Below are 18694 nucleotides of genomic sequence, written 5' to 3'. Positions count from 1 at the left end.
CGTGCCATCATCGGCCTCCCTGTCCGCTGGCCGCGCCACTCCACCGAGCGTTCGCGGCCTTCTGTGCCCGCCAGTCCTTCGTGGCGGGGGCGACCGTCGCCAGGACCGCGCGGACGATCTCGGTGGTCCACTTCGCGGCCTGGGCTTCCTGGAGCCGGGCCTCCGCCGCCAGTTCCGTGATGCGGCGGGGAGATCCCCCGGAGGTCCGGGCCTTAGCGGCCTCCCGGTCCAGGTCAGCGGCCCGATTCCAGGCCCGGGCGATGGCCTGGAGGAGGTTCTCCTCCGCCTCATCCAGGACCACGTCGGGGTCGATCCCGGCCACGGTGGCCCGGATGGCGGCGACGGCGTCGGCCCCGCGCTTGCGACTGGCCATGGTGTTCTCCTAGTCCGTTTGTACAGTCCCTACAGAGTGTGTTTCGGTGAGGTCACGGCATCGGGGCATTCCCCTCCGCCGCCTCCAGGCCCCGGGGCCTGGGAAAATCCGTGCGCGCAAGGTCTGCTGCAATGCCTAGCCGATAGTGGGCTGTACCCCCCAGGGGTCTCCCCCCTGGGTGCCCCACCGCCGACCACGTAACTGGACGATACAACTAGAGGGATCCCACAAAGATGGTGACCCACCCCGCCGCCGGATGGCATGTCTACAGCGACGGGGCGGGTGCCGGAGGACCACGACCACGCCGGGACCACCACGGAGGTGGTCGGCGTCGTCGTGGTGTTCATGGTCAGACCACGGGCGGGAGCGCCACGCGGACCAGCGCGTCCGCGTGCGGGAAGCCGAAGCCTGCCGACTGAAGGGCGCGGATCAGGACCGTGTCCTTCGTGAACTCGGCGTGCTCGCTGGTGTCCAGCACCGGCTCACCGGTCAGGGCGGTGTAGGTCTGGCCCCGGTCCACGACCACGAACTGACCTTCCGGCACGTGCCGCGACACGCGCGGTGCCAGGCCCAGGACCGCACGGCCCGCGTTGGTCCCGTCCAGTTGGTCAGCATCCAGCACGCCGCCCAGCGTGGCGTCAGGACCCAGAAGGGACTCATTGGACCCGGTCCCCTTCTTCACCTTGGCCAGGCGGCCCAGGGTGCCCGGTGCCATGGCGACGTCGGTGGCGTCGTAGCCCTGGTCCAGAAGGATCGTCACCGCGTCGATGAGGGCGTCCAGGTTGTCGCCGGACTCCGCCTGGATCGTGACCACGTCGGCCCCCAGCGACCCGATGCCATCGGGCGCGGGGTCGGCCACGTCACCGAAGAACGCGGCGTCCAACTTGCCCGACATGTCCCTCACGAGGGACCGGGACGCGATCTGGAGAAGATCCAGCCGACGGGACCGGATGGCCTCACCGGTGATCGGCACGATGCCTGCCAGCTTGCCGGTCTTGACCTTCAGGCTCCGGAGGTTCGGCGCGGACTGGACGATCTCCGCACCCTCCGCCGTCCAGGTGGCCGTGGCGTCAGAGTCCACGATGGGAATGGTGATCCCATTATCGAGAGTGGTGAGGGTGGTGGACATCTGCGCGGCCACAGACCGCTTCAGGATGCGCTCCACGAGGGGCGCGGCGAGATCCACGAGGAACGCGGACAGGTCACCGTTGTAGGTGTTGATAGCCATGGTGTTGCTCCTTCGGCAGGGTAAACGGGACCGCCGCCATCGACCACCACGTGGGAGGCGTCCTGCCTCTACCGCTGTGAAGGGCGGCGGTTCTTGCTGGTCCCGCTCGGGATCTGCCCGTCGGGGCGGGGCACCTGCCCCTGGGTTCCGATGATCGGCGGTTCGAGTCGTTTACTAGGCCGGTGTGGAAGGCGGTGACGGCGGACGGGGCACCTGCCCCGCTCCCCGCCGCCACCAGCGCGCCCACATGTCCCCATCGGGTGGGACACTTCCGACTTTACGCCGCGTCCTCTACGGACGTCTAGTCCTCACGCGGCGGACTTCTTCGGGGCCAGGAGGTCGGTCTCGCCCTTCTGACCCAGCCTCCGCACGCGGCCAGCGGACACACCTACCCGTTGCCCCACCGGTGTGGCTTCCCGCCACGCCAGGCACTCAGCGCGGACCGGACAACGGGCACAAACCCGTGCCGCCCGCCACTGGCGGGCCTCCGTCTCCTCCTCACCCTCCCCGGGCAGGGCGTCATCGTGAAGGGGCTGGAGACCGGCGCACCGGGCGTGCTCCACCCACTTCCCCGGCCACGGTGCCGACACCGGGTAGGTGGAGTCATGCGCTGTCACTGGTCGCCCTCCAGCTCCGGGTGGAGATTCCGGTGGGAGTCCGCTTCTCGCTGGAGGTCCCCCAGGACGTCAGACTCCTCCCATAGCGCGCGGGAGACGGTCGCGCGGCCGTTCTCCGTGAGGACGACCCTGGGCGGGTCGGCGGCCATGTCAGCGTTCCAGTCAGCGTCCATCGTCGGTCTCCTCGGTCTCGTCGGTGATCCACTGGACGTCCACTCCGGCCTCCGTGGCGTGGACGCCGTCGAAGACCTCGGCGGAGCGCGGGAAGTTCCACCTCCACGCCTCCATGCCCTCCTGGATGGTGTTGGCGAAGACCAGGAGGGCCTGGCCGAAGGACAGGATCCCGGAGGGCATCCCCGGCCACTCCACGCGGCGCTGGCGGGGATCCTCCGCCGGGTCCGTCGGTGGGGGCTGGTAGTGCTCCCCCTCCGGGATCCGGGCCACGTACGGGGCCGGGAGGTCTTCGCGGATGCGGAGTCGTCGGCGCGGGTTCGTGGTCATCGTTCGTTCTCCTTCGACCAGCGGGCCAGGTCTGACCGCGACAGGAGGTTCTTCCGGAACCACTGGTCCCACTCCGCCGGGCTACTGTCCGCGTCCGGCTCCCATTCCGTCGCCGGGAGGGCGTCCAGACGGGCCTGGAAACGACGACGGTGGGTCACCTCCTGATAGCGCGTGAAGGGCAAGATGGCCGCCGCCTGGTCCCATAGGGCTGGGTCGATCCCATGGCCTCCGGCCGGGTCCGCGTCGTGGAGTCGGTCGGTGACCTCCCGCCGGACCTCCTCCGTGGACAAGGAGTCGAAGTCCCGGCCCGTGATGACCCGGAGGGCTGGCTTAAACAGTTCGGTCCACGCGCAACCGTTGCACGCCTCCTGGATCTCCAGGCGGGAGATCGTGGACTCCCAGACCTCCAGGGCGTGGTCCACGCGCTCCAGCCCGGGCCAGGTCTGCGCCGCCTGGCGTAGCGGGTTCGTCTTCGTGCTCATCGTGCGTGCTCCTTCGTGATGGTCTCCGCCGCCCTGTGCGGTCGGAGTTCGTGGGTGGTCCGCCGTATCACTTGGCCTGAATGGCGCGACTGGGCGTGACCTGGGGTTATGGGTGGCGTGAATGATGGCGTGACTGGTGGCGTGAATGGGCGATCTCCAGTCACGCCACCGCCGCCAGGTGGTGCCCTCCGCCGCCTTCGGACCGGTGCCAGTTGCGCCACCGCCTCCCAGTCACGCCACAGTTGCGCCACCATTTGCGCCAACTGTTTATGCAGGTCAACAACAGTCACGCCATTTACGCCACTCGATATAGAGGCGTGTGGCGTGACTGGAGGCGGCGGAGTGCTCATCCCTCCTCCTGGTCATCGGTAGAGGAGGCGGCGGGGAGATCCAGAATCCGACCTCCCAGGGACCATGTAGCGGCGGCACCGAAGCCTGACCGCGTGGACACGGCGCCGGCCGACTTCAGCGAGCGCGTGAGCGTCCGTTCGGAGTAGCCTTCCTCCGTCCCGGCGGCCACGACGTCCTTCCGCGCGGTCGGTCCGTTCTCCGCCAGGTAGTCGTGGAGCCAGGCAGCAACTTCCGACCGCCCTTCCTTCGCCCCGGTGCTGGCCGCCTCCATGACGTACTCCCCGACCAGCCGCCCGGAGTCCCGGAGGAACCGAAGACGGACCACGTCGTCCCCGGTGTCGTACCGCTCCAGGACGACGGCGTTCTCCGGCTGGCAGAAATTCGCCTTCTCCGGTCCCACCACCAGGTGGCCGTCGTCGTCCTGAAGGGCGTAGAGCGTCATCCGGGCGGCCTTGCGGAGTTCGGAGGTGCCCCCGTAGGTGTCGCGGACGTTGCCGGTGGCCAGCCGGTTGGTATGGGTTACCAACAGGCACGCCGCCCGGGTCTTCGTGGCGATCCCCTTCCACGGAGCCAGGGCCACACGGGCTTGCTGGGCATCCCTCACCGACAGGGTGTTCGGGACGGTGTCTAGCCAGGCGTCCACGATGATGAGACCCGGCGCGGGGTCCATCTCGATCACCTTATGCTCATCCCCGGGGAAGGCCGGGGGACCAGAACCGTCGGCGTCCTCACAGATGATGTGGATACGGCTCATGTCGGCCCCCGCCGCCAGGAGGCGCGGAGAGGCGACGATGGACCAGTCATCTTCGGTGAGGACCAGGACCACGTCCATCGGCTCCCCGGCGGGCAGACCGAACCACTCCAGGGGGCGGCCGGTCGTCACGGCGGCCACCAGGGCCACCGTCAGCGCCGACTTCCCGATACCCTCCGCACCCACCAGAAGGGACGTGGCGGCCTTGGGGAGGCGGTGGTGGGCCAGCCACTCCACCTTCCCCGGTGGGGCCATGTCGGCCGCGTTCCACACCTTGGCGGCGGTGCCGGGGAACTTCGCCGCCTTCCCCTTCGCCTTACCCGCCTTCGCGGCCAGTGAGGTCTCCGCCTTCGCGGCTTGCTTCCTGGGCGTAGATCCCGCCGGGGCGGAGGTGGCCACCACGGAGCCACCGGGCAGGGTGACCGTCCCCTTGTCGCCCAGGGTCGTGGCCCACCGGCCCTTGTGGCGGGCCGTCGCGGATACGCCCATGCCTGCGAGTGTGGCCGCCAGGGCCTGGCCCGGGGCCGCGCTACGTGAGGTCAGGACCAGGGCGTCGGTGACGTCGGCCATGGACTCCAGGTCCGCCGTCGTCAACTGGAGGTTGGTCCGGACCATGACGTCGGCGGCCTGATCGAGGTCGGACGACCAGAGGGTGTCCAGCCCGGGGTGGGTGTCGGTGATGATGACGGCGCTCATCGGACACCACCGCCCACATGGTGGTCCGCCACGGTATCGTCAGAGCCAGACCTGGGCGAGGTCTTAGGGGCCGCTTCCACCTTCCGGTGGGGGCGGCTTCTTCGTGCGCTCATGCGTGGCCACCACCCTGGCGGACCACGGTGGGGACGGGGACCAGGAGCGCGTCGAGGTCGGCCTTCAGGAAGCGGAGACGGCCCTGGCCGCCCAGGCGGTAGGCGGGGAGGTCCCCGCGCGACACCATGCGCCGGATGGACTTCGGAGAGACGGACAGGTATTCGGCGGCCTGGTCCAGATACAGGGGTGCGTCGGATGACGTAGACATGGCAACTCCAGAGAGTTCATCGGAGTTGCCTTAGACGACGCGCCGCTACCGTTACCGTTGTGTTCTGCCCTGGCGGGGGCGTGTCATTACCTGATGGCGCGTAGTCCGCTCCTGGGGGCGGATCCAGGTCGGTTTTGACCCGGTGAGTCCGACGCTACGCCCGCCCTGACCTGGGGCGCAACCACTACAGAGTCAACGGATGGCACCGGTGTAAGCCTCCCGGGGCGGCTGGTGTGTAGCGGTCCGGGACCGTCGTCCCAGGCCACGGAACCGACGGGGGTAGCCCCTACTCCCCGGCCATCTCCGCCATCTTCCGGGCGATCTCCTCGTCCCGCCCGGCGGCTGCGTGCTGGTAGATCATGGCCGCCGCTGGCGTGGTGTGCCCCAGGCGCGCCATGAGTTCCTTCGTGGTGGCCCCGGCGCGCGCGGCCAGCACGGCCCCCAGGTGGCGAAGATGGTGGACCTTCACCGGCTTGTCGATCCCGGCCCGCCGGAGAGCCGCCTGGAACGTATCGCGGTAGGTGGAGTGCAGGAGCCGCTTCCCGTCCTTCGTGGTGAAGACCAGGGCGTCGGAATCCAGTCCCACGTGGCGGTCCAGGTGGGCCTTCAGGACCGGGACGACGTTGGGCGGGACCGCCACGTCCCGTACGCCGTCGGCGGTCTTCGGCGGACCCACGATGAACTCCCCGCCCACGTAGGTCACGCCCCGTCGGACGCGGATCGTCTTACCGTCGGCCGTGACGTCTTTACGGCGGAGTTCGGTGACCTCCCCGTACCGCAGACCGCACCAGGCCATCACGGGCACGCTGGCGGCGTACCAGGCGGGCATCTCCGCCGTGATCCGGTTGACCTCCTCCACGGTCAGGAGGGTGAACTCCGCGCGCTTCGGGGACCGGCCAGCGGCGCGGATCTGGCAGGGGTTGACCGGGATCAGCCCGTCCTCCACGGCCGTGTTCATCACGGCCCGGAGGACCTGATAGGCGTGGGCGTTCCGGGTCTTCGTGTCGTGGTCCGTGGTGACCTCAGCCCACCAGGACCGGACCACGGCGGGGGTCGTCGTCGCCAGGGGCTTGTCCCCCAGGTACGGCTTCACCCTGGCGTCCCAGACCCGCTGGTAAGTGTCGCGGGTGGAGGGGCGGAGACTTCGCTCCGTGATCCACTTCTGGAAGTAGTCCCCCACCGTCCGGACCTTCTCCGTGGACATGGTCCGGCGCGTGGTCGGCGGGGTCCAGGCGTCGAACTCCACCAGTTTCTCCTCCGCCCTCAGCCACGCCCCGGCATCGTCACGGGACTGGAAGGTGCGCGGGGCCTTGTAGACGGCCGTGTCCGGCCCGGTGTAGCGGGCCTGGAACCGGCCCGACGGTAGGACACGGATGGATCCGAAGGATCGGCGGCGCGTAGTGGTCATGGGACTCAGCCCTCCAGGGGGTTGTGGCGTGCCACTATCGTGCCACAACACTGGCACGAAGCGACCGGAAGTGACCCACCTTGACCAACCGCGCCCCCGACTTCCGCGCTGTTCAGAGCATATTTCAGCCGGTCAGCGTTCCACGTCCCGGAGGGGTTCGAATCCTCTCGGGGGCGCTCAGTGCGTCGGGATCCGGGGCTTCACCCATCGAGCAGAGCTTTTCGCACGCCGCCACTCGACAGATACGGGCGAAAAGCTCTTCTCGACGACTACGGACGATCGTGTCGTTCCGGTCGCCTGTGAGGTGGTCCGCCTACGCCTCGTCGCCGTTCGGCGCAGGAGAAGACTCCGGGCCACGCCCGGGCCCAGCGCCACGGCCCGGCCACATCACTTTCACCAGCCCGAGTATCGGAGGGGTGAGGAAGAAGCCGCCGGCGAGCGGGTTACCCGACGCGAAGAAGGCCGCTGAGAGTGCCGTGAACAGCAGCAGAAGCGCTACTGCTGCGCGGCGGTCTTTGTCGGCACTGGCGATCTCGGCGTCCGCGAGCTTGTCTGCTCGTCTCGATCGGTCGACGGTCTCGGATTCCAGGACTCGGAGGAGCCGGTCGGCAGCCCCGGGAAGAACGTTGTCGTATGCGCCGAAGTCCGACGGGTGCGGCAGTAGACCCGACCATGACGCTGACAGAAGCTGCGACTCCTCGCGAACTACGCCAGCCTGCGGTCCACTCGCCCTCGGATCTTGTTCCGGACCTGAGAGAACCTCGCCTCTGCGCTGGGCTGGGACTCCTCGGCGATCCGGGTCCGGCGAATCCGAGACGTCGGGGTCGACGTCATCCGATCCAACCCTCTCATCCCCGCGGTGAAGGCGCTCCGGCTTGCTTTCATGCCTTTCAGTGTAGCCACGAGCGTCCCCTTCCTCGGTCCTGTTCAACTCCCCCATAGGGCGCGACGGTAGGCGTGGGGTCCGACACGATCTGTCCGATCAGCCCGCGGCCTCCCGCAGCCGGGCGAGCAGCGGCTCCGCCGCCTCATCGAGGAACCGGTCGAGCGTGGAGTCGCCGATCTGGATGAGCGCGATGTCCGTGTATCCGGCTTCCCAGTAGGGCCGGACCTTCTCCACGATCGCGTCGAGGTCGGGACCGCAGGCGAGCTGCTCCCCCACGTCCTCGGGCCGCACGAACTGGGTGGCGGCGGCGAACCCGGCGGTGGTGGGCAGGTCGGAGTTCATGGCCCAGCCGCCGGCGAACCAGCGGAATTGGTCGTGCGCGCGCTCGACGGCGGCCTTCTCGGACTCGGGGTCCCAGCTGATGGGGATCTGCGCGATCGCGCGGGCACCGTCACCGATCCGCGTCTGCCCGTCCAGGGCGTTCCACTTCTCGATGTAGCTGCTCTCGGGCTCGGTCGCAATGAGGTGGTCGCCCAGCGGGCCGAGGTGCGCGAGCGCCTTCTCGCCCCCGGCGGCCACGCCGATAGGAACCCGCTTCTCGGGCAGATCCCACAGGCGGGCGGAGTCCACGCGGAAGTGCTCGCCGGAGTAGGTGACGAGGCCTCCGTCGAAGAGCTCGCGGATGATCTCCAGCGCCTCGACCGTCATCTCGTGCCGCTCGTCGACGGATGGCCAGCGTTGGCCGACGACGTGCTCGTTGAGGTTCTCGCCGGCGCCGATGCCCAGCATGAACCGGCCGTCGGACATGATCTGCACGGTCGCGGCCTTCTGCGCGACCACGGCCGGGTGGTACCGCAGGATCGGGCAGGTGACGTAGGTGCACAGGTCGACCCGTTCGGTGACGTGGGCGACCGCACCGAGCACGCTCCACACGTACGGCGCGTGTCCCTGCGAGCTCAGCCACGGGAAGTAGTGGTCGGAGGCCACCTCGAAGTCGAACCCCGCCTGCTCGGCCTTGGCGGCGTAGCGGACGAGGTCCTTGGGGCCGGACTGTTCGGTCATGAGTGTGTATCCGAAGCGCGTCATGCCAATCGATCGTGCGCGCGAGCGGCGGCGAGCGCCACCGGTCGCCGCGGCCGAGCACCGGTGCCCGACGCCCCCGGCGTGCCCGAGGCCACACCGTGTGCGGTTGCCGCCGCGCGGCGAGACGGGCACCTTCGGGGGCATGAGTTCCGAGCGCGCACTTCTTCTCGACGTCGACGGCACGCTGATCGACTCGACCTACGTCCACGTCGCGACCTGGTACCGGGCGCTGGCGGAAGCCGGGGCGCCGGTTCCTTACGTAGAGGTCCACAAGCGGATCGGTAAGGACGGGTCCACGCTGGTGTCCGAACTCCTGGAACTCGCCGGTGTCGACGACGACGAGCGCGATGACATGGCGAGCCGGGCCAAAGACCTGCACACCGAGTATTACGCCGAGGCGCCCCTGAGGCTGCTCCCCGGTGGCCGTGAACTCGTCCGCGGAGCCAAGGAACGCGGCTGGATCACCGTGCTCGCGACCTCGGCGGCGCCGTCGGAATTCGAGCAGGCGCGCGAGTTGCTCGACGTGGACGACCACCTGGACGCCGTCACCACCGGGGAGGACGTCGACCAGGCCAAGCCGGATCCGACCATCGTGGCGATCGCTCTGGAGCGCTCCGGCGTCGACGCCGAGAACGCGATCATGGTGGGCGACGCGACCTGGGACGCGATCGCCGCCGCCAAGCTGGGCATCCGCTCGGTGGCGGTACGCACGGGAGGGATCGGCGACGCCGAGCTCACCGAGGCGGGCTTTTCCACGATCGTCGATGACGCCGCGGCCGTCCTCGAACTCCTCGAGGCCGACGAGCTCTGACCGGCGAACTCTGACCGGCGTCCCGGGGCGACCCTCCCGGGACGCCGAGGTAGCGTGCGGCCGCGGACGCGGGCCGCCGAACCCTTAATCAGCGGGTTCAGAGTTCGACCGAACGTCAGCCCAGGTGCCGGCCGCCTCGTCGCGGGTCGGCGTCCGCACCGGCAACAGCAGGAGCAGGCCCACCAGCAACACCAGGCCGATGCCCGCGATGCCCGCGCGATCCGTCGCGAACGCCCACGTGAACAGCCCGAACAGGGCGGGGGCGAGGAACGAGACCGCGCGGCCGGTGGTGGCGTAGAGGCCGAACATCTGACCATCGCTGCCCGCCGGGGCCAGCCTGGCCAGGAACGACCGCGACGCCGACTGCGCGGGCCCCACGAACAGGCACATGAGCAGCCCGAAGACCCAGAACATCGCGGGGCCGTCGACGAACAGGAGCACGGTCATGGTCGCGATCATCGCCACCAGCGAGCCGATGATCACCGCCTTGGGGCCGACCTTGTCGTCGACAAGGCCCGCGGCCGCCGCCCCCAGCGCCGCCACCACGTTGGCGGCTACGCCGAAGATGAGGACGTCCCCGGGCGCCAACCCATAGACCGTCACGGCCAGGATCGCCCCGAAGGTGAACACCCCGGCCAGGCCGTCCCGGAAGATCGCGCTCGCGACGAGGAACTTCACGGTGCGCGGATCCCGCCGCCACAGGCGCTTCAGATCGACCCAGAGGATGCGGTACGACGCGAGGAAGCCGGGCTCGTCGTCGTCGACCTCACCGGCGGCCCCACGGGCAGCGGCCGGGCGGTGCTCCGGCACCGACCGCAGCACCGGTAGCGCGAAGGTCGCGAACCACACGGCGGCGAGCAGACACACCAGGCGCACGTTCATGCCGCCGTCGGCGGTGACGCCGAGCAGCCCGCGGTCGGGGCCGTCGCCGGCGATGAAGCCGAGGAACGCCCCGAGCAGCAGGAAGATCCCGCCGAAGTAGCCCATCGCCCAGCCGAAGCCGGACACCCGGCCGACCGTGGCGGGGGTCGAGACCTGGCGCAGCATCGCGAAGTACGACACTTCGGCGAACTCGAAGGTGATCGATCCGATCGCCAGCAGGGCGAGCCCGATGAAGAACCACGGGTACGGGGCGTCCGCGTCGACGAGGAACATCAGCGCGGTGAGCAGCACCGTTGCGTAGGTCCAGATCGCGAGCGACCGTCGACGCCGACCGCCGCGGTCGGCGCGCTGCCCCATCACCGGCGCGGTGAGCGCGATGACCAGCCCGGCGACGGCGACGGAAATCGACAGCCACGTCGCGGCCGACAGCGGTCCGTCGAGGTCCGCGCCCACCGAGTCGGTGAGATAGACGGAGAAGACGAAGGTCACGATCACCGCGTTGAACGCCGCCGACCCCCAGTCCCACATCCCCCAGGCCAGGGCCCGGCCACGCGGGGTGCGCGTCACCGCCGCCGAAGGCGTCGCCGGGGCCGGGGGCGCAGGTGAGAACGTTTCGGGGCGGTTCGACTGGTTCACACCCGTCACGCTATCCGGCCGGCGGTGGCGGGTCGCTCAGCATGGGCTCGCTCGGGAGCTGACCCTCCTCTCCCTCCAACCCTCCGGCGGCCCCCGGCCAATGACGTTCGCCGGGGGCCGCGTCCCGTGCCCGGGCCGGTACGCTCAGCCTCGGTCCGCCAGCCCGCAGCCCCGAGGAGCCCCATGTCCCTGCCCACTCCCACCACGTCGAACCGAGCAGTCGTGACCGGCGCCTCCTCCGGGATCGGCATGGCGCTGGCCACCGAACTCGCCCGGCGTGGGCATTCGCTCATCGTGGTCGCCCGAAGCGAGGGCGTCCTGCAGAACCTCAAGACGCGGCTCGAGGGCGAGTACGGCGTGAGCGTCGACGTCCGCCCCTGCGACCTCGGCAGCCCCGCCGAACGCCAGCCCCTGCTCGACGAGCTGGCCACGCGGGAGATCTCGGTCCTCTGCAACAACGCCGGCATCGCCACGTTCGGACCCGTGGCGTCGCTGGACCCCGCGTACGAGAAGCAGCAGATGCAGGTCAACGCGGTGGCCTGCCACGACCTGGTCCTGGCGGTCCTCCCCGGCATGGTCGAACGGCGATCGGGAGCGATCCTCAACGTCGGATCGGCGGCCGGGAACATGCCGATCCCGAACAACGCCACCTACGCCGGCACCAAGGCGTTCCTCAACACCTTCTCCGAGTCCCTACGGGGTGAACTCATCGGCTCCGGCGTCAACGTGACCCTCCTCGCGCCCGGTCCGGTGCGCACCGAGGAGATCGCCGAGGAGGACAAGACCTTCGTCGACCGCCTGGTCCCCGACCGCCTGTGGATCGACACCGGGTACACCGCCCGCGTCTCGCTGGATGCGCTGGCCCGCAACAAGATGCGTGTGGTGCCCGGCCCGCTGAGCCAGGCCATGTCCGTGGCCGGGAACTACGTCCCGCGCGGGATCATGGCGCCGATCGTGGGCAGGTTCTACGCCAAGCTCGGCGAGGGACAGCAGGGCGGGGCCTGATCGGCCGACAGCAGCCGGGTGGGCCCGCGGCGATATAGTCGAACGATGCCCGAGTCGACCTCCGCCGAGACCGCCGCCCCGTCGTCACTGACGCCCCACCAGGAATCCAAGAACGACCGCATCGTCTGGATCGACTGCGAGATGACCGGCCTCGACACCTCCTCCGACGAGTTGGTGGAGATCGCCGCCCTGGTCACCGACTCCGACCTGAATGTGCTGGGCGAGGGCGTCGACATCGTCATCCACGCCTCCGACGCCGCGCTCGACGCCATGGTGCCGGTGGTACGGGACATGCACGCCTCCTCCGGGCTGACCGAGGAGATCCGCAGGTCGACGGTGACGGTGGCCGAGGCCGAGAAGGCCGTCCTGGACTACGTACGGGCGTGGGTGCCGGTGGCCGGGTCCGCTCCCCTGGCGGGGAACTCGATCGGCACCGACCGCGGCTTCCTCGCCCGTGACATGCCCGAGCTCAACTCCTACCTGCACTACCGGATGATCGACGTCAGCTCCATCAAGGAACTGTGCCGCCGCTGGTACCCCCGCATCTACTTCGGCCAGCCCGAGAAGGGCATGTCCCACCGCGCTCTGGCGGACATCAAGGAGTCGATCCGCGAGCTGCAGTACTACCGGGCCACCGCGTTCGTCCCGCAGCCAGGGCCGACCAGTGACGAGGTCAAGAAGGCCGCCTCCGAACTGCCCACGGTCGAGTAGTGCCACCTGCGGATTTCCCGGCGAGGCCACCTAGAGGGTAAAGTCGTCACCGCTGTCCGCGAGGGCAGCGGTGGTGGCTGTAGTTCAGTTGGTAGAGCACCAGATTGTGATTCTGGTTGTCGCGGGTTCGAGTCCCGTCAGCCACCCCGAACAGAAATGGCGGGTGACACGCACTTCGGTGCGGGTCACCCGCCATTCGCTTCTCGCCGCCCGGCCCTCGGTCCCCGCCTGCGCGGAGCGCGTCCGTCGCGCGGTCACACCCGCCCGCGTTTCCGCATGTCGACCGCGCCGGAATCCCGCGTTTCTGACCACTCGCCGAGAGTGCGCCCCGATGCGCGGACAGTATCCCCACTAGGGGGCCCTCGGGCTTTCGAACGGATCGAAGCCCCCCAGTGCGCTCGGCATGACCTCGCCTACGGGCCGGCGGACGGAAGCGATCTAGTTCATCTGCAGCCAGTTCCGGCAAGCTGTCTCTCAAATCGGCCCATACCGCGTCCAGAGGTCGGCGCGCACGACCCGCGCTGCCACCTGGAGATCCCGTGCCTGCACACGGATGGAGGTGGAGTCCTCGTCGTCGTCGACCTCGATGGACACCCGACCCCCACCCACGCCGGCCGATCCGCGCAGGGCGCCGTCCCCCGGTTCGTCACCGAACGGCGGCCGGTGGAGCGGCCTGATCCCGCTGCGGCTCTCCTCCCGCCCCGTGTGCCGATCCAGGACGTAGACCGCGCAGTTGGCCAGATAGTCCAGGCCGGCGACCGTCAGACCGACCACGAACCGGTCGGTGACGATCCCCCAGTACTCCCAGCGCTTGGTCCGCCCCCAGCCGGCGATGTGAGTGCGATGCAGGGGGCGCCGGGACCAGCCCACGGCGTCCGGGTTGAGCCTCCGGCCGTGGGCCAGGTCGACGGGTCGGGCGATCTCGCGTTCGGCGGGCATGGGGTCACTGTCGCACGCGCGCCGCCGGCCGAGGCGGAGGGTCCGGACGCGGGACCCGGATGCGCGCCCCGGCGGCCTTTCCTATGGTGCGGATGACCGACCGACGCAAGGAGGGACCGTTGCCCACACTCGATCTGTTGCTCGCGGCCGTGGGCGCTCTCGGGGTGGTGATCGTCGCCCTCTCCGCGCGGATGACGCGCTGGCCCGTGTCCGAGCCGCTGATCGCACTCGCCGGCGGCGTCATCCTGGGGCCCGCAGTCCTCGGTGTGTTGGACGTGCCCGACATCCTCGCCGAGCAGTCGACCCTCCACAACGGAGCGGAGATCCTCCTCGCCGTCTCGGTGATGGGTGTGGCCCTGCGCTACCCGTTCTCCGCCATCCGCGAGCACTGGCGGCGTCTGGCGCTCCTGCTGGTGGTGGTCCTGCCCGCGATGGCACTGATCTCGACGGGCCTGGCCATGTGGGCTCTGGGCATACCGTTCGCCCTCGCTCTGCTGTTCGGCACCGCCATCTGCCCCACTGACCCCGTCCTGGCCTCCGCCGCCGTCACCGGCGACGCCGCCGAGGAGGACCTACCCGAACACGACCGCCAGCTGCTGTCCCTGGAGTCCGGGGCCAACGACGGCCTCGCGCTGCCCCTCGTCCTGGTCGCGCTCGCCGTGGCCACCCCCCTCACCGCCGGTCAGGCCGCCACGGAAGCCCTCTGGCAGATCGGAGCAGCCCTCGCTGTGGGCGCCGTCGGTGGAGTCGCCGCCGCGAAGGCCCTCCACTTCTCGGAACGACACCACGACACCGAGAAGGGGGCCATGCTCATGTACACCCTGCTGCTGTCGATCCTCGTCCTCGGCGTGTCGGGTCTCCTCGAGGCCAACGGGGTGTTCGCGTCCTTCGTCGCCGGGCTGGCGTTCAACCTCGCGAGCTCCGGTAGCGAACGCAAGACGGAGGTGGAGATCGACGAGGCGGTCAACCAGTTCGCCGTCCTGCCGTTCTTCCTCGCCCTGGGCGCGATGATCCCGTGGACCGCCTGGGCGGAGCTCGGCTGGGGCGCCGTGTGGCTCACGGCCGGCGTCCTGCTGCTGCGTCGCCCACCGCTGCTGTTCGCCCTGATGAAGCCGCTCGCCCTGAAGGTGCGCGGCGCCGCCTACCTCGGCTGGTTCGGCCCCGTCGGCGTGGCCGCGGTGTTCTACCTGACCGAGGAGGCCTCACGGGCCGGTGCGGATCCGATACTCCTCGGCGCCGGGACACTGGTCGTGGTGGCCAGTACGGTCGCACACGGCATCACCGCCGCCCCCGGCCGTGCGCTGTTCCGGGCCGCCGCCGAGCGCGAGCAGACGACGACCTCGTCGTCGTCCCCGTCGTCGACCTAGGCTCCACCGCCGCGCGGCGCCTCGCCGTCAGCACCCCGGCACTCGGCGCGGTTCTCACCGCCGGCTCCGGCGGCGAGGTCACCTCCACGGCGATCCACACGCCCAACCGGGATGAGTCGACGGGTCAGGCGCCCCGGTCGGCGTTGCCGGCCTTCCAGGTCTCCCACGGGACGTTCCAGTCACCGAGGCCGTCCCAGCCGGGCAGCGTGGGGCCGACGGTCCCGGTGACCTCAAAGATGTCACCGCGCTTGGCGTTGTCGTAGAACCACTTGGCGTCCGCCGTGGTGACGTTGAGGCAGCCGTGGCTGGTGTTCTGGCTGCCCTGCGCCCACACCGACCACGGCGCGGCGTGGACGAAGATCCCGCTGTACGACATCCGCGTGGCGTACTGCACCGGCGTGCGGTAGCCCTCCGCCGAGTCCACCGCCACGCCGTACGTGGACGAGTCCATGATCATCGAGGCGTGCTTCTCGCCGATCACGTAGGTGCCGTTGGGCGTCGGGGTGGCGTCCTTGCCCATCGAGGTGGGCATGGTCTTGATGACCTCGCCGTTGCGCTCGACGGTGATCATCTTGGTCGAGTCGTCCACCCGGGAGATCACGGCGTCGCCGATCTCGAAGTTGCTGTGGGCGTCCTGCTGCCCGTACATCCCGCCGCCGAGATCCTCGCCGTAGATGTCCACGTGGACGTCGATCTTGGTTCCGGGCGCCCAGTACTCGGCGGGGCGCCAACGGACCTCCTGGTCGGAGACCCAGTAGAACGCGCCCTCGACCGCCGGCTCGGTGGTGATGTGGATGTTCTCCTGCGCCGCGCGGCGGTCCGCGATGGGCTCGTCGAACATCACCGCGACGGGCTGGCCGATCCCCACCACGGACCCCTCACCCGTGGTCAGGTAGGCGGCCGTCATGATGTTCGGCGTCAGCGTGGTGAACGTGGCGTTCTTACGCGTCACTAGCCCGGCTTCGTCAGTGGCGGTGGACTCCACCGTGTACTGCCGGCCGTACCCGAGCTCCTCGGTCGTGCGCCACTCGGTCAACTCCGGGTTGAACTCCCCCTGCACCTGCACGCCCTCGGGGTTGCGCACCACGACGGAGTCGAGCTTGCCGTCCTCGGCGGTGAGCACGATCGGCTCAGCGGGGTTCGCGTCGGTGGCACCGTCCGCCACCGACAGGTCGATCACCGCGGCGGGACCCGCCGGCGCCTCGGCCACGGGGGTGTCCTCCACCGTGCCGTCGCCGATAGTGCAGCCGGTGAGAACCAGTGCGCCGGTGAACACGGCGGCCAGACCGAGACGGGCCTTCGACCGGGCCCCGGTCGCTCGCCGCGCCGTCCGATCCGTTGTCCGCAGGTTCACTGATGGCCCCTTCCAGCTGTCTCTTCCGCCCAGCCGTGGCCACGCCCGGGGGATGTCTACACCAGTATGCCTGCCGGGCTGCCCTCACTCCATATCGAAACACCGGAGTATGTCACATCACGGACCCCGGGAGTTGGACGGCAACCCGAACTCTGACCAGGCGATTTCGTGATCCGGGCTCGCGGCTGTTACTGTTTCTCTCGCACCGAGCAAGGCCGCAAGGCCAGCGAGGCGAGCGCCATTAGCTCAATTGGCAGAGCAGCTGACTCTTAATCAGCGGGTTCGGGGTTCGAGTCCCTGATGGCGCACAGAGCGAAAGCCCCGGGTTTCACGACCCGGGGTTTTTTCGTGTGCGCGGGCCGCCCTGCGCCGGGCCAGGCGGGTGCGCTGAACAACGAAAAGAGCGTTCCGCACACATCGACCGAGTGGGAGTGTGCGGGACGCTCTTCTGGATGCAGCTGAACCGGAGCCGAGCGGAAGCCGCGCCGACGCCTACGCCGGAGCCGGCCGGACCGGGTCCGTGACGAGCGACGGCGGGCTCAGAGGGCCCTGCGGGCCGCCAGGTACGCCTCGATGCGCTGGCGTTCCTTGCGCTTGTTGACCATGGACACCGTGATCCCGCCGACGACCAGGGCCGCGATCCCGCCGAGCACCGCCAGGACACGCGGATCCTTCAGGGCCGCGGTCGCACGCTCCTTGCCCTCGGTCGCGAGGTTCTTGGGATTGACCCGGTCGATGATCTCGTCCAAGGTCGTCGCGAGATCGTCACGCGCCTTGGCGATATCGCCCTCGATGCTGTCGTAACTCCTGGACACGAGACCTCCGTCGATCGCTCGTCCGCGGGTGCCCCGCGGGTCTTGACCACGCCCACGCTACTGCACACCGACTGGATCCGCGCCCGAGCGCCGGTGCATCGGATAGGTTGGGAGGGTCCGACGCCCCGACTCGACCCCAGGAGCACCGGTGACCACACCACGGCTCGAGGTGGGCCAGCCGGCCCCCGCGTTCACCCTCCCCGACGCCGACGGCACGCCCACGTCGTTGCAGGACCTCCTCGCGGAGCACGGGAAGGTGCTCGTCTACGTCTACCCCGCCGCCATGACGCCGGGGTGCACAACCGAGACCGTGGACTTCGAGAACGCCCTCCAGCAGCTGCGGGACGCGGGCATGGGCGTCGTCGGCGTCTCCCCCGACGCGCCCGAGAAGCTGGCCCGGTTCCGGGACAAGTACGGCATCACGTTCCCGCTCCTGTCCGATCCCGACAAGACGATGCTCACCGAGTGGGGCGCCTTCGGCGAGAAGAAGAACTACGGCAAGACCGTCATGGGAGTGATCCGCTCGACCTTCGTGGTGGAGTCGGACGGCACCATCTCGATGGCCCGGTACAACGTCCGCGCGAAGGGGCACGTGGCGATGGTCGCCAAGCTGCTCGGTGTGGAGCTCCCCGAGCCGCAGCCGGCGGAGGGCTGAACCACCCATGCCGACCGAATCGTCCGAGCGCGCCCACGAGCCGTCACGGGATATCACCGACGAGGCCGTCCAGGACGAACCGAACATCCTCGTCCCCCGCCGCCGACCGATCCAGGAGCGCAGCCGCCGGAAGTTCCAGGCACTCCTGTCGTCGGCCCGGGAAGTGCTGGTCGAGGTCGGCTTCGACTCGTTCACCTGCGAGGAGGTGGCGTCGCGCGCGGGCGTGCCCATCGGGACGCTGTACCAGTTCTTCGCCAACAAGTACGTCCTGGTCTGCGAGCTCGACCGCCAGGACGCGCACGGGGTGATCGAGGAGGTCGAGCGCTTCGCGCAGAAGATCCCCGCGCTGGACTGGCCGGAGCTGCTCAACGACTTCCTCGACCATCTGGCCGACCTGTGGCTCCGGGATCCGTCCCGGCGCGCGGTCTGGCTGGCCACGCAGGCCACTCCCGCCACGCGGGCCACGGCCGCCGTGAACGAGCGCGAGATCGCCCGGATGATCGCCAGCGTCCTCGCGCCGCTCATGCCCGCCACCGAGCGGGAACGCCGCGCGTTCATGGCCGAGGTGTTGGTGCACGTGGCCTACTCGATGCTGAACTTCTCCGTCAGCGCCGGCCCGGTGCCCGGCGGCGAAGCGGGTGACACCGTCGGCTCCGCCGGCGGCGAGGACATGCACGACGCGACCGTCACCGAGCTCAAGCGGATGCTCACCGCCTACCTGTGGCTGGCGGAGAAGGAAGCCCAGGCCGACTGAGGCGGCCCCGCCGCTCCCCCGTCGCCCCGTCCGGCACCGCCGCGCGCCCCGCACCGCGCCGCCACCC

General features: G+C 69.6%; 19 protein-coding genes, 2 tRNA genes and 1 pseudogene. 8 read left to right on the top strand and 14 right to left on the bottom strand.

The features are described 5' to 3' along the window. Positions 1-7: 7 nt before the first annotated feature. The 10 genes and pseudogenes from G6030_RS01655 to G6030_RS01605 form a co-directional block, all read right to left on the bottom strand. Positions 8-373 (bottom strand): hypothetical protein, encoded by a 366-nt coding sequence (locus G6030_RS01655; RefSeq protein WP_182641987.1) that lies wholly within the window; start codon positions 371-373, stop codon positions 8-10. Between the two features lie 349 nt (positions 374-722). After that, a pseudogene (locus tag G6030_RS01650) lies at positions 723-1646 on the bottom strand (phage major capsid protein); the annotation flags it as partial. Positions 1647-2214: 568 nt separating this feature from the next. Beyond that, a complete protein-coding gene (locus G6030_RS01640) occupies positions 2215-2391 on the bottom strand; it encodes a hypothetical protein (protein WP_182641985.1) in 177 nt (58 codons plus the stop codon). Next, positions 2381-2719 carry a hypothetical protein gene (locus tag G6030_RS01635; RefSeq protein WP_182641984.1) on the bottom strand — a complete coding sequence of 113 codons (339 nt, stop codon included), beginning with the start codon at positions 2717-2719 and terminating at the stop codon, positions 2381-2383. The genes G6030_RS01640 and G6030_RS01635 overlap by 11 nt, the downstream gene beginning before the upstream one ends. Continuing rightward, complete coding sequence (locus G6030_RS01630; RefSeq protein WP_182641983.1) at positions 2716-3201, bottom strand: hypothetical protein; 486 nt, start codon at positions 3199-3201, stop codon at positions 2716-2718. The genes G6030_RS01635 and G6030_RS01630 overlap by 4 nt, the downstream gene beginning before the upstream one ends. Positions 3202-3547: 346 nt before the next feature. Further along, positions 3548-4999: an AAA family ATPase gene (locus G6030_RS01625; RefSeq protein WP_182641982.1), complete on the bottom strand. Its 1452-nt coding sequence runs from the start codon at positions 4997-4999 to the stop codon at positions 3548-3550. Between the two features lie 109 nt (positions 5000-5108). Then, complete coding sequence (locus G6030_RS01620; protein WP_182641981.1) at positions 5109-5321, bottom strand: helix-turn-helix domain-containing protein; 213 nt, start codon at positions 5319-5321, stop codon at positions 5109-5111. Positions 5322-5607: 286 nt separating this feature from the next. Further along, a complete protein-coding gene (locus G6030_RS01615; RefSeq protein ID WP_182641980.1) occupies positions 5608-6729 on the bottom strand; it encodes a site-specific integrase in 1122 nt (373 codons plus the stop codon). Positions 6730-7042: 313 nt separating this feature from the next. Continuing rightward, positions 7043-7669, bottom strand: a complete 627-nt coding sequence (locus G6030_RS01610) for a DUF2335 domain-containing protein (protein ID WP_182641979.1) — start codon at positions 7667-7669, stop codon at positions 7043-7045. Positions 7670-7711: 42 nt separating this feature from the next. Continuing rightward, positions 7712-8701, bottom strand: coding sequence for a TIGR03557 family F420-dependent LLM class oxidoreductase (locus G6030_RS01605; protein WP_182641978.1), 990 nt, complete (start codon positions 8699-8701; stop codon positions 7712-7714). A 139-nt stretch (positions 8702-8840) separates the two neighbouring features. Between G6030_RS01605 and G6030_RS01600 the strand changes: the two genes are divergently transcribed. Further along, on the top strand, positions 8841-9509 hold the full coding sequence (locus G6030_RS01600; protein WP_182641977.1) for an HAD family hydrolase: 669 nt from the start codon (positions 8841-8843) through the stop codon (positions 9507-9509). Between the two features lie 84 nt (positions 9510-9593). On the opposite strand, the gene G6030_RS01595 is transcribed toward G6030_RS01600, so the two are convergent. Further along, positions 9594-10919 (bottom strand): MFS transporter, encoded by a 1326-nt coding sequence (locus G6030_RS01595; RefSeq protein WP_241724089.1) that lies wholly within the window; start codon positions 10917-10919, stop codon positions 9594-9596. Between the two features lie 291 nt (positions 10920-11210). Here G6030_RS01595 and cmrA point away from each other — a divergent pair, with 291 nt between their 5' ends. The 3 genes from cmrA to G6030_RS01580 all read left to right on the top strand — a co-directional run bounded on the left by cmrA (position 11211) and on the right by G6030_RS01580 (position 12889). Then, entirely contained in the window at positions 11211-12032 is an 822-nt protein-coding gene (cmrA, locus tag G6030_RS01590) for a mycolate reductase (RefSeq protein WP_182641976.1), read from the top strand. 45 nt (positions 12033-12077) lie between these two features. Then, the gene (gene orn, locus G6030_RS01585) at positions 12078-12743 is read left to right on the top strand and encodes an oligoribonuclease (RefSeq protein WP_182641975.1); all 666 of its coding nucleotides are present in this window, start codon (positions 12078-12080) and stop codon (positions 12741-12743) included. A 73-nt stretch (positions 12744-12816) separates the two neighbouring features. Continuing rightward, positions 12817-12889 (top strand) — tRNA-His (locus G6030_RS01580). A gap of 328 nt (positions 12890-13217) precedes the next feature. On the opposite strand, the gene G6030_RS01575 is transcribed toward G6030_RS01580, so the two are convergent. Next, the gene (locus G6030_RS01575; protein ID WP_182641974.1) at positions 13218-13682 is read right to left on the bottom strand and encodes a DUF2804 family protein; all 465 of its coding nucleotides are present in this window, start codon (positions 13680-13682) and stop codon (positions 13218-13220) included. Positions 13683-13765: 83 nt separating this feature from the next. Between G6030_RS01575 and G6030_RS01570 the strand changes: the two genes are divergently transcribed. Next, positions 13766-15049 (top strand): cation:proton antiporter, encoded by a 1284-nt coding sequence (locus tag G6030_RS01570; protein ID WP_182642005.1) that lies wholly within the window; start codon positions 13766-13768, stop codon positions 15047-15049. 124 nt (positions 15050-15173) lie between these two features. Here the strand turns inward: G6030_RS01570 and G6030_RS01565 are convergent, their stop codons facing one another. Then, positions 15174-16403, bottom strand: a complete 1230-nt coding sequence (locus tag G6030_RS01565; protein ID WP_109148412.1) for an Ig-like domain-containing protein — start codon at positions 16401-16403, stop codon at positions 15174-15176. Positions 16404-16638: 235 nt separating this feature from the next. On the opposite strand from G6030_RS01565, the gene G6030_RS01560 reads away from it, so the two are divergent. Further along, a tRNA-Lys gene (locus tag G6030_RS01560) sits at positions 16639-16711 on the top strand. A gap of 231 nt (positions 16712-16942) precedes the next feature. Here G6030_RS01560 and G6030_RS01555 read toward each other — a convergent pair. Beyond that, on the bottom strand, positions 16943-17218 hold the full coding sequence (locus G6030_RS01555) for a DUF3618 domain-containing protein (protein WP_131884922.1): 276 nt from the start codon (positions 17216-17218) through the stop codon (positions 16943-16945). Between the two features lie 148 nt (positions 17219-17366). Here G6030_RS01555 and G6030_RS01550 point away from each other — a divergent pair, with 148 nt between their 5' ends. Further along, on the top strand, positions 17367-17873 hold the full coding sequence (locus tag G6030_RS01550; RefSeq protein WP_182641973.1) for a redoxin domain-containing protein: 507 nt from the start codon (positions 17367-17369) through the stop codon (positions 17871-17873). A 7-nt stretch (positions 17874-17880) separates the two neighbouring features. Beyond that, positions 17881-18627, top strand: a complete 747-nt coding sequence (locus G6030_RS01545) for a TetR/AcrR family transcriptional regulator (RefSeq protein ID WP_007626718.1) — start codon at positions 17881-17883, stop codon at positions 18625-18627. Positions 18628-18694: the final 67 nt, after the last annotated feature.

The sequence above is a fragment of the Dietzia sp. E1 genome (assembly GCF_014145015.1).
In the GTDB taxonomy this organism is placed as follows: domain Bacteria; phylum Actinomycetota; class Actinomycetes; order Mycobacteriales; family Mycobacteriaceae; genus Dietzia; species Dietzia cinnamea_A.
Note: the sequence above shows the minus strand (reverse complement) of the source record. Positions and strands in the feature narration are given on the sequence as shown.

Coding starts and splice junctions, on each gene's coding strand:
- G6030_RS01655 (WP_182641987.1), bottom strand. CDS start 373: ATGGCCAGTCGCAAGCGCGGGGCCGACGCCGTCGCCGCCATCCGGGCC.
- G6030_RS01640 (WP_182641985.1), bottom strand. CDS start 2,391: ATGGACGCTGACTGGAACGCTGACATGGCCGCCGACCCGCCCAGGGTC.
- G6030_RS01635 (WP_182641984.1), bottom strand. CDS start 2,719: ATGACCACGAACCCGCGCCGACGACTCCGCATCCGCGAAGACCTCCCG.
- G6030_RS01630 (WP_182641983.1), bottom strand. CDS start 3,201: ATGAGCACGAAGACGAACCCGCTACGCCAGGCGGCGCAGACCTGGCCC.
- G6030_RS01625 (WP_182641982.1), bottom strand. CDS start 4,999: ATGAGCGCCGTCATCATCACCGACACCCACCCCGGGCTGGACACCCTC.
- G6030_RS01620 (WP_182641981.1), bottom strand. CDS start 5,321: ATGTCTACGTCATCCGACGCACCCCTGTATCTGGACCAGGCCGCCGAA.
- G6030_RS01615 (WP_182641980.1), bottom strand. CDS start 6,729: ATGACCACTACGCGCCGCCGATCCTTCGGATCCATCCGTGTCCTACCG.
- G6030_RS01610 (WP_182641979.1), bottom strand. CDS start 7,669: ATGGGGGAGTTGAACAGGACCGAGGAAGGGGACGCTCGTGGCTACACT.
- G6030_RS01605 (WP_182641978.1), bottom strand. CDS start 8,701: ATGACGCGCTTCGGATACACACTCATGACCGAACAGTCCGGCCCCAAG.
- G6030_RS01600 (WP_182641977.1), top strand. CDS start 8,841: ATGAGTTCCGAGCGCGCACTTCTTCTCGACGTCGACGGCACGCTGATC.
- G6030_RS01595 (WP_241724089.1), bottom strand. CDS start 10,919: ATGTGGGACTGGGGGTCGGCGGCGTTCAACGCGGTGATCGTGACCTTC.
- cmrA (WP_182641976.1), top strand. CDS start 11,211: ATGTCCCTGCCCACTCCCACCACGTCGAACCGAGCAGTCGTGACCGGC.
- orn (WP_182641975.1), top strand. CDS start 12,078: ATGCCCGAGTCGACCTCCGCCGAGACCGCCGCCCCGTCGTCACTGACG.
- G6030_RS01575 (WP_182641974.1), bottom strand. CDS start 13,682: ATGCCCGCCGAACGCGAGATCGCCCGACCCGTCGACCTGGCCCACGGC.
- G6030_RS01570 (WP_182642005.1), top strand. CDS start 13,766: ATGGTGCGGATGACCGACCGACGCAAGGAGGGACCGTTGCCCACACTC.
- G6030_RS01545 (WP_007626718.1), top strand. CDS start 17,881: ATGCCGACCGAATCGTCCGAGCGCGCCCACGAGCCGTCACGGGATATC.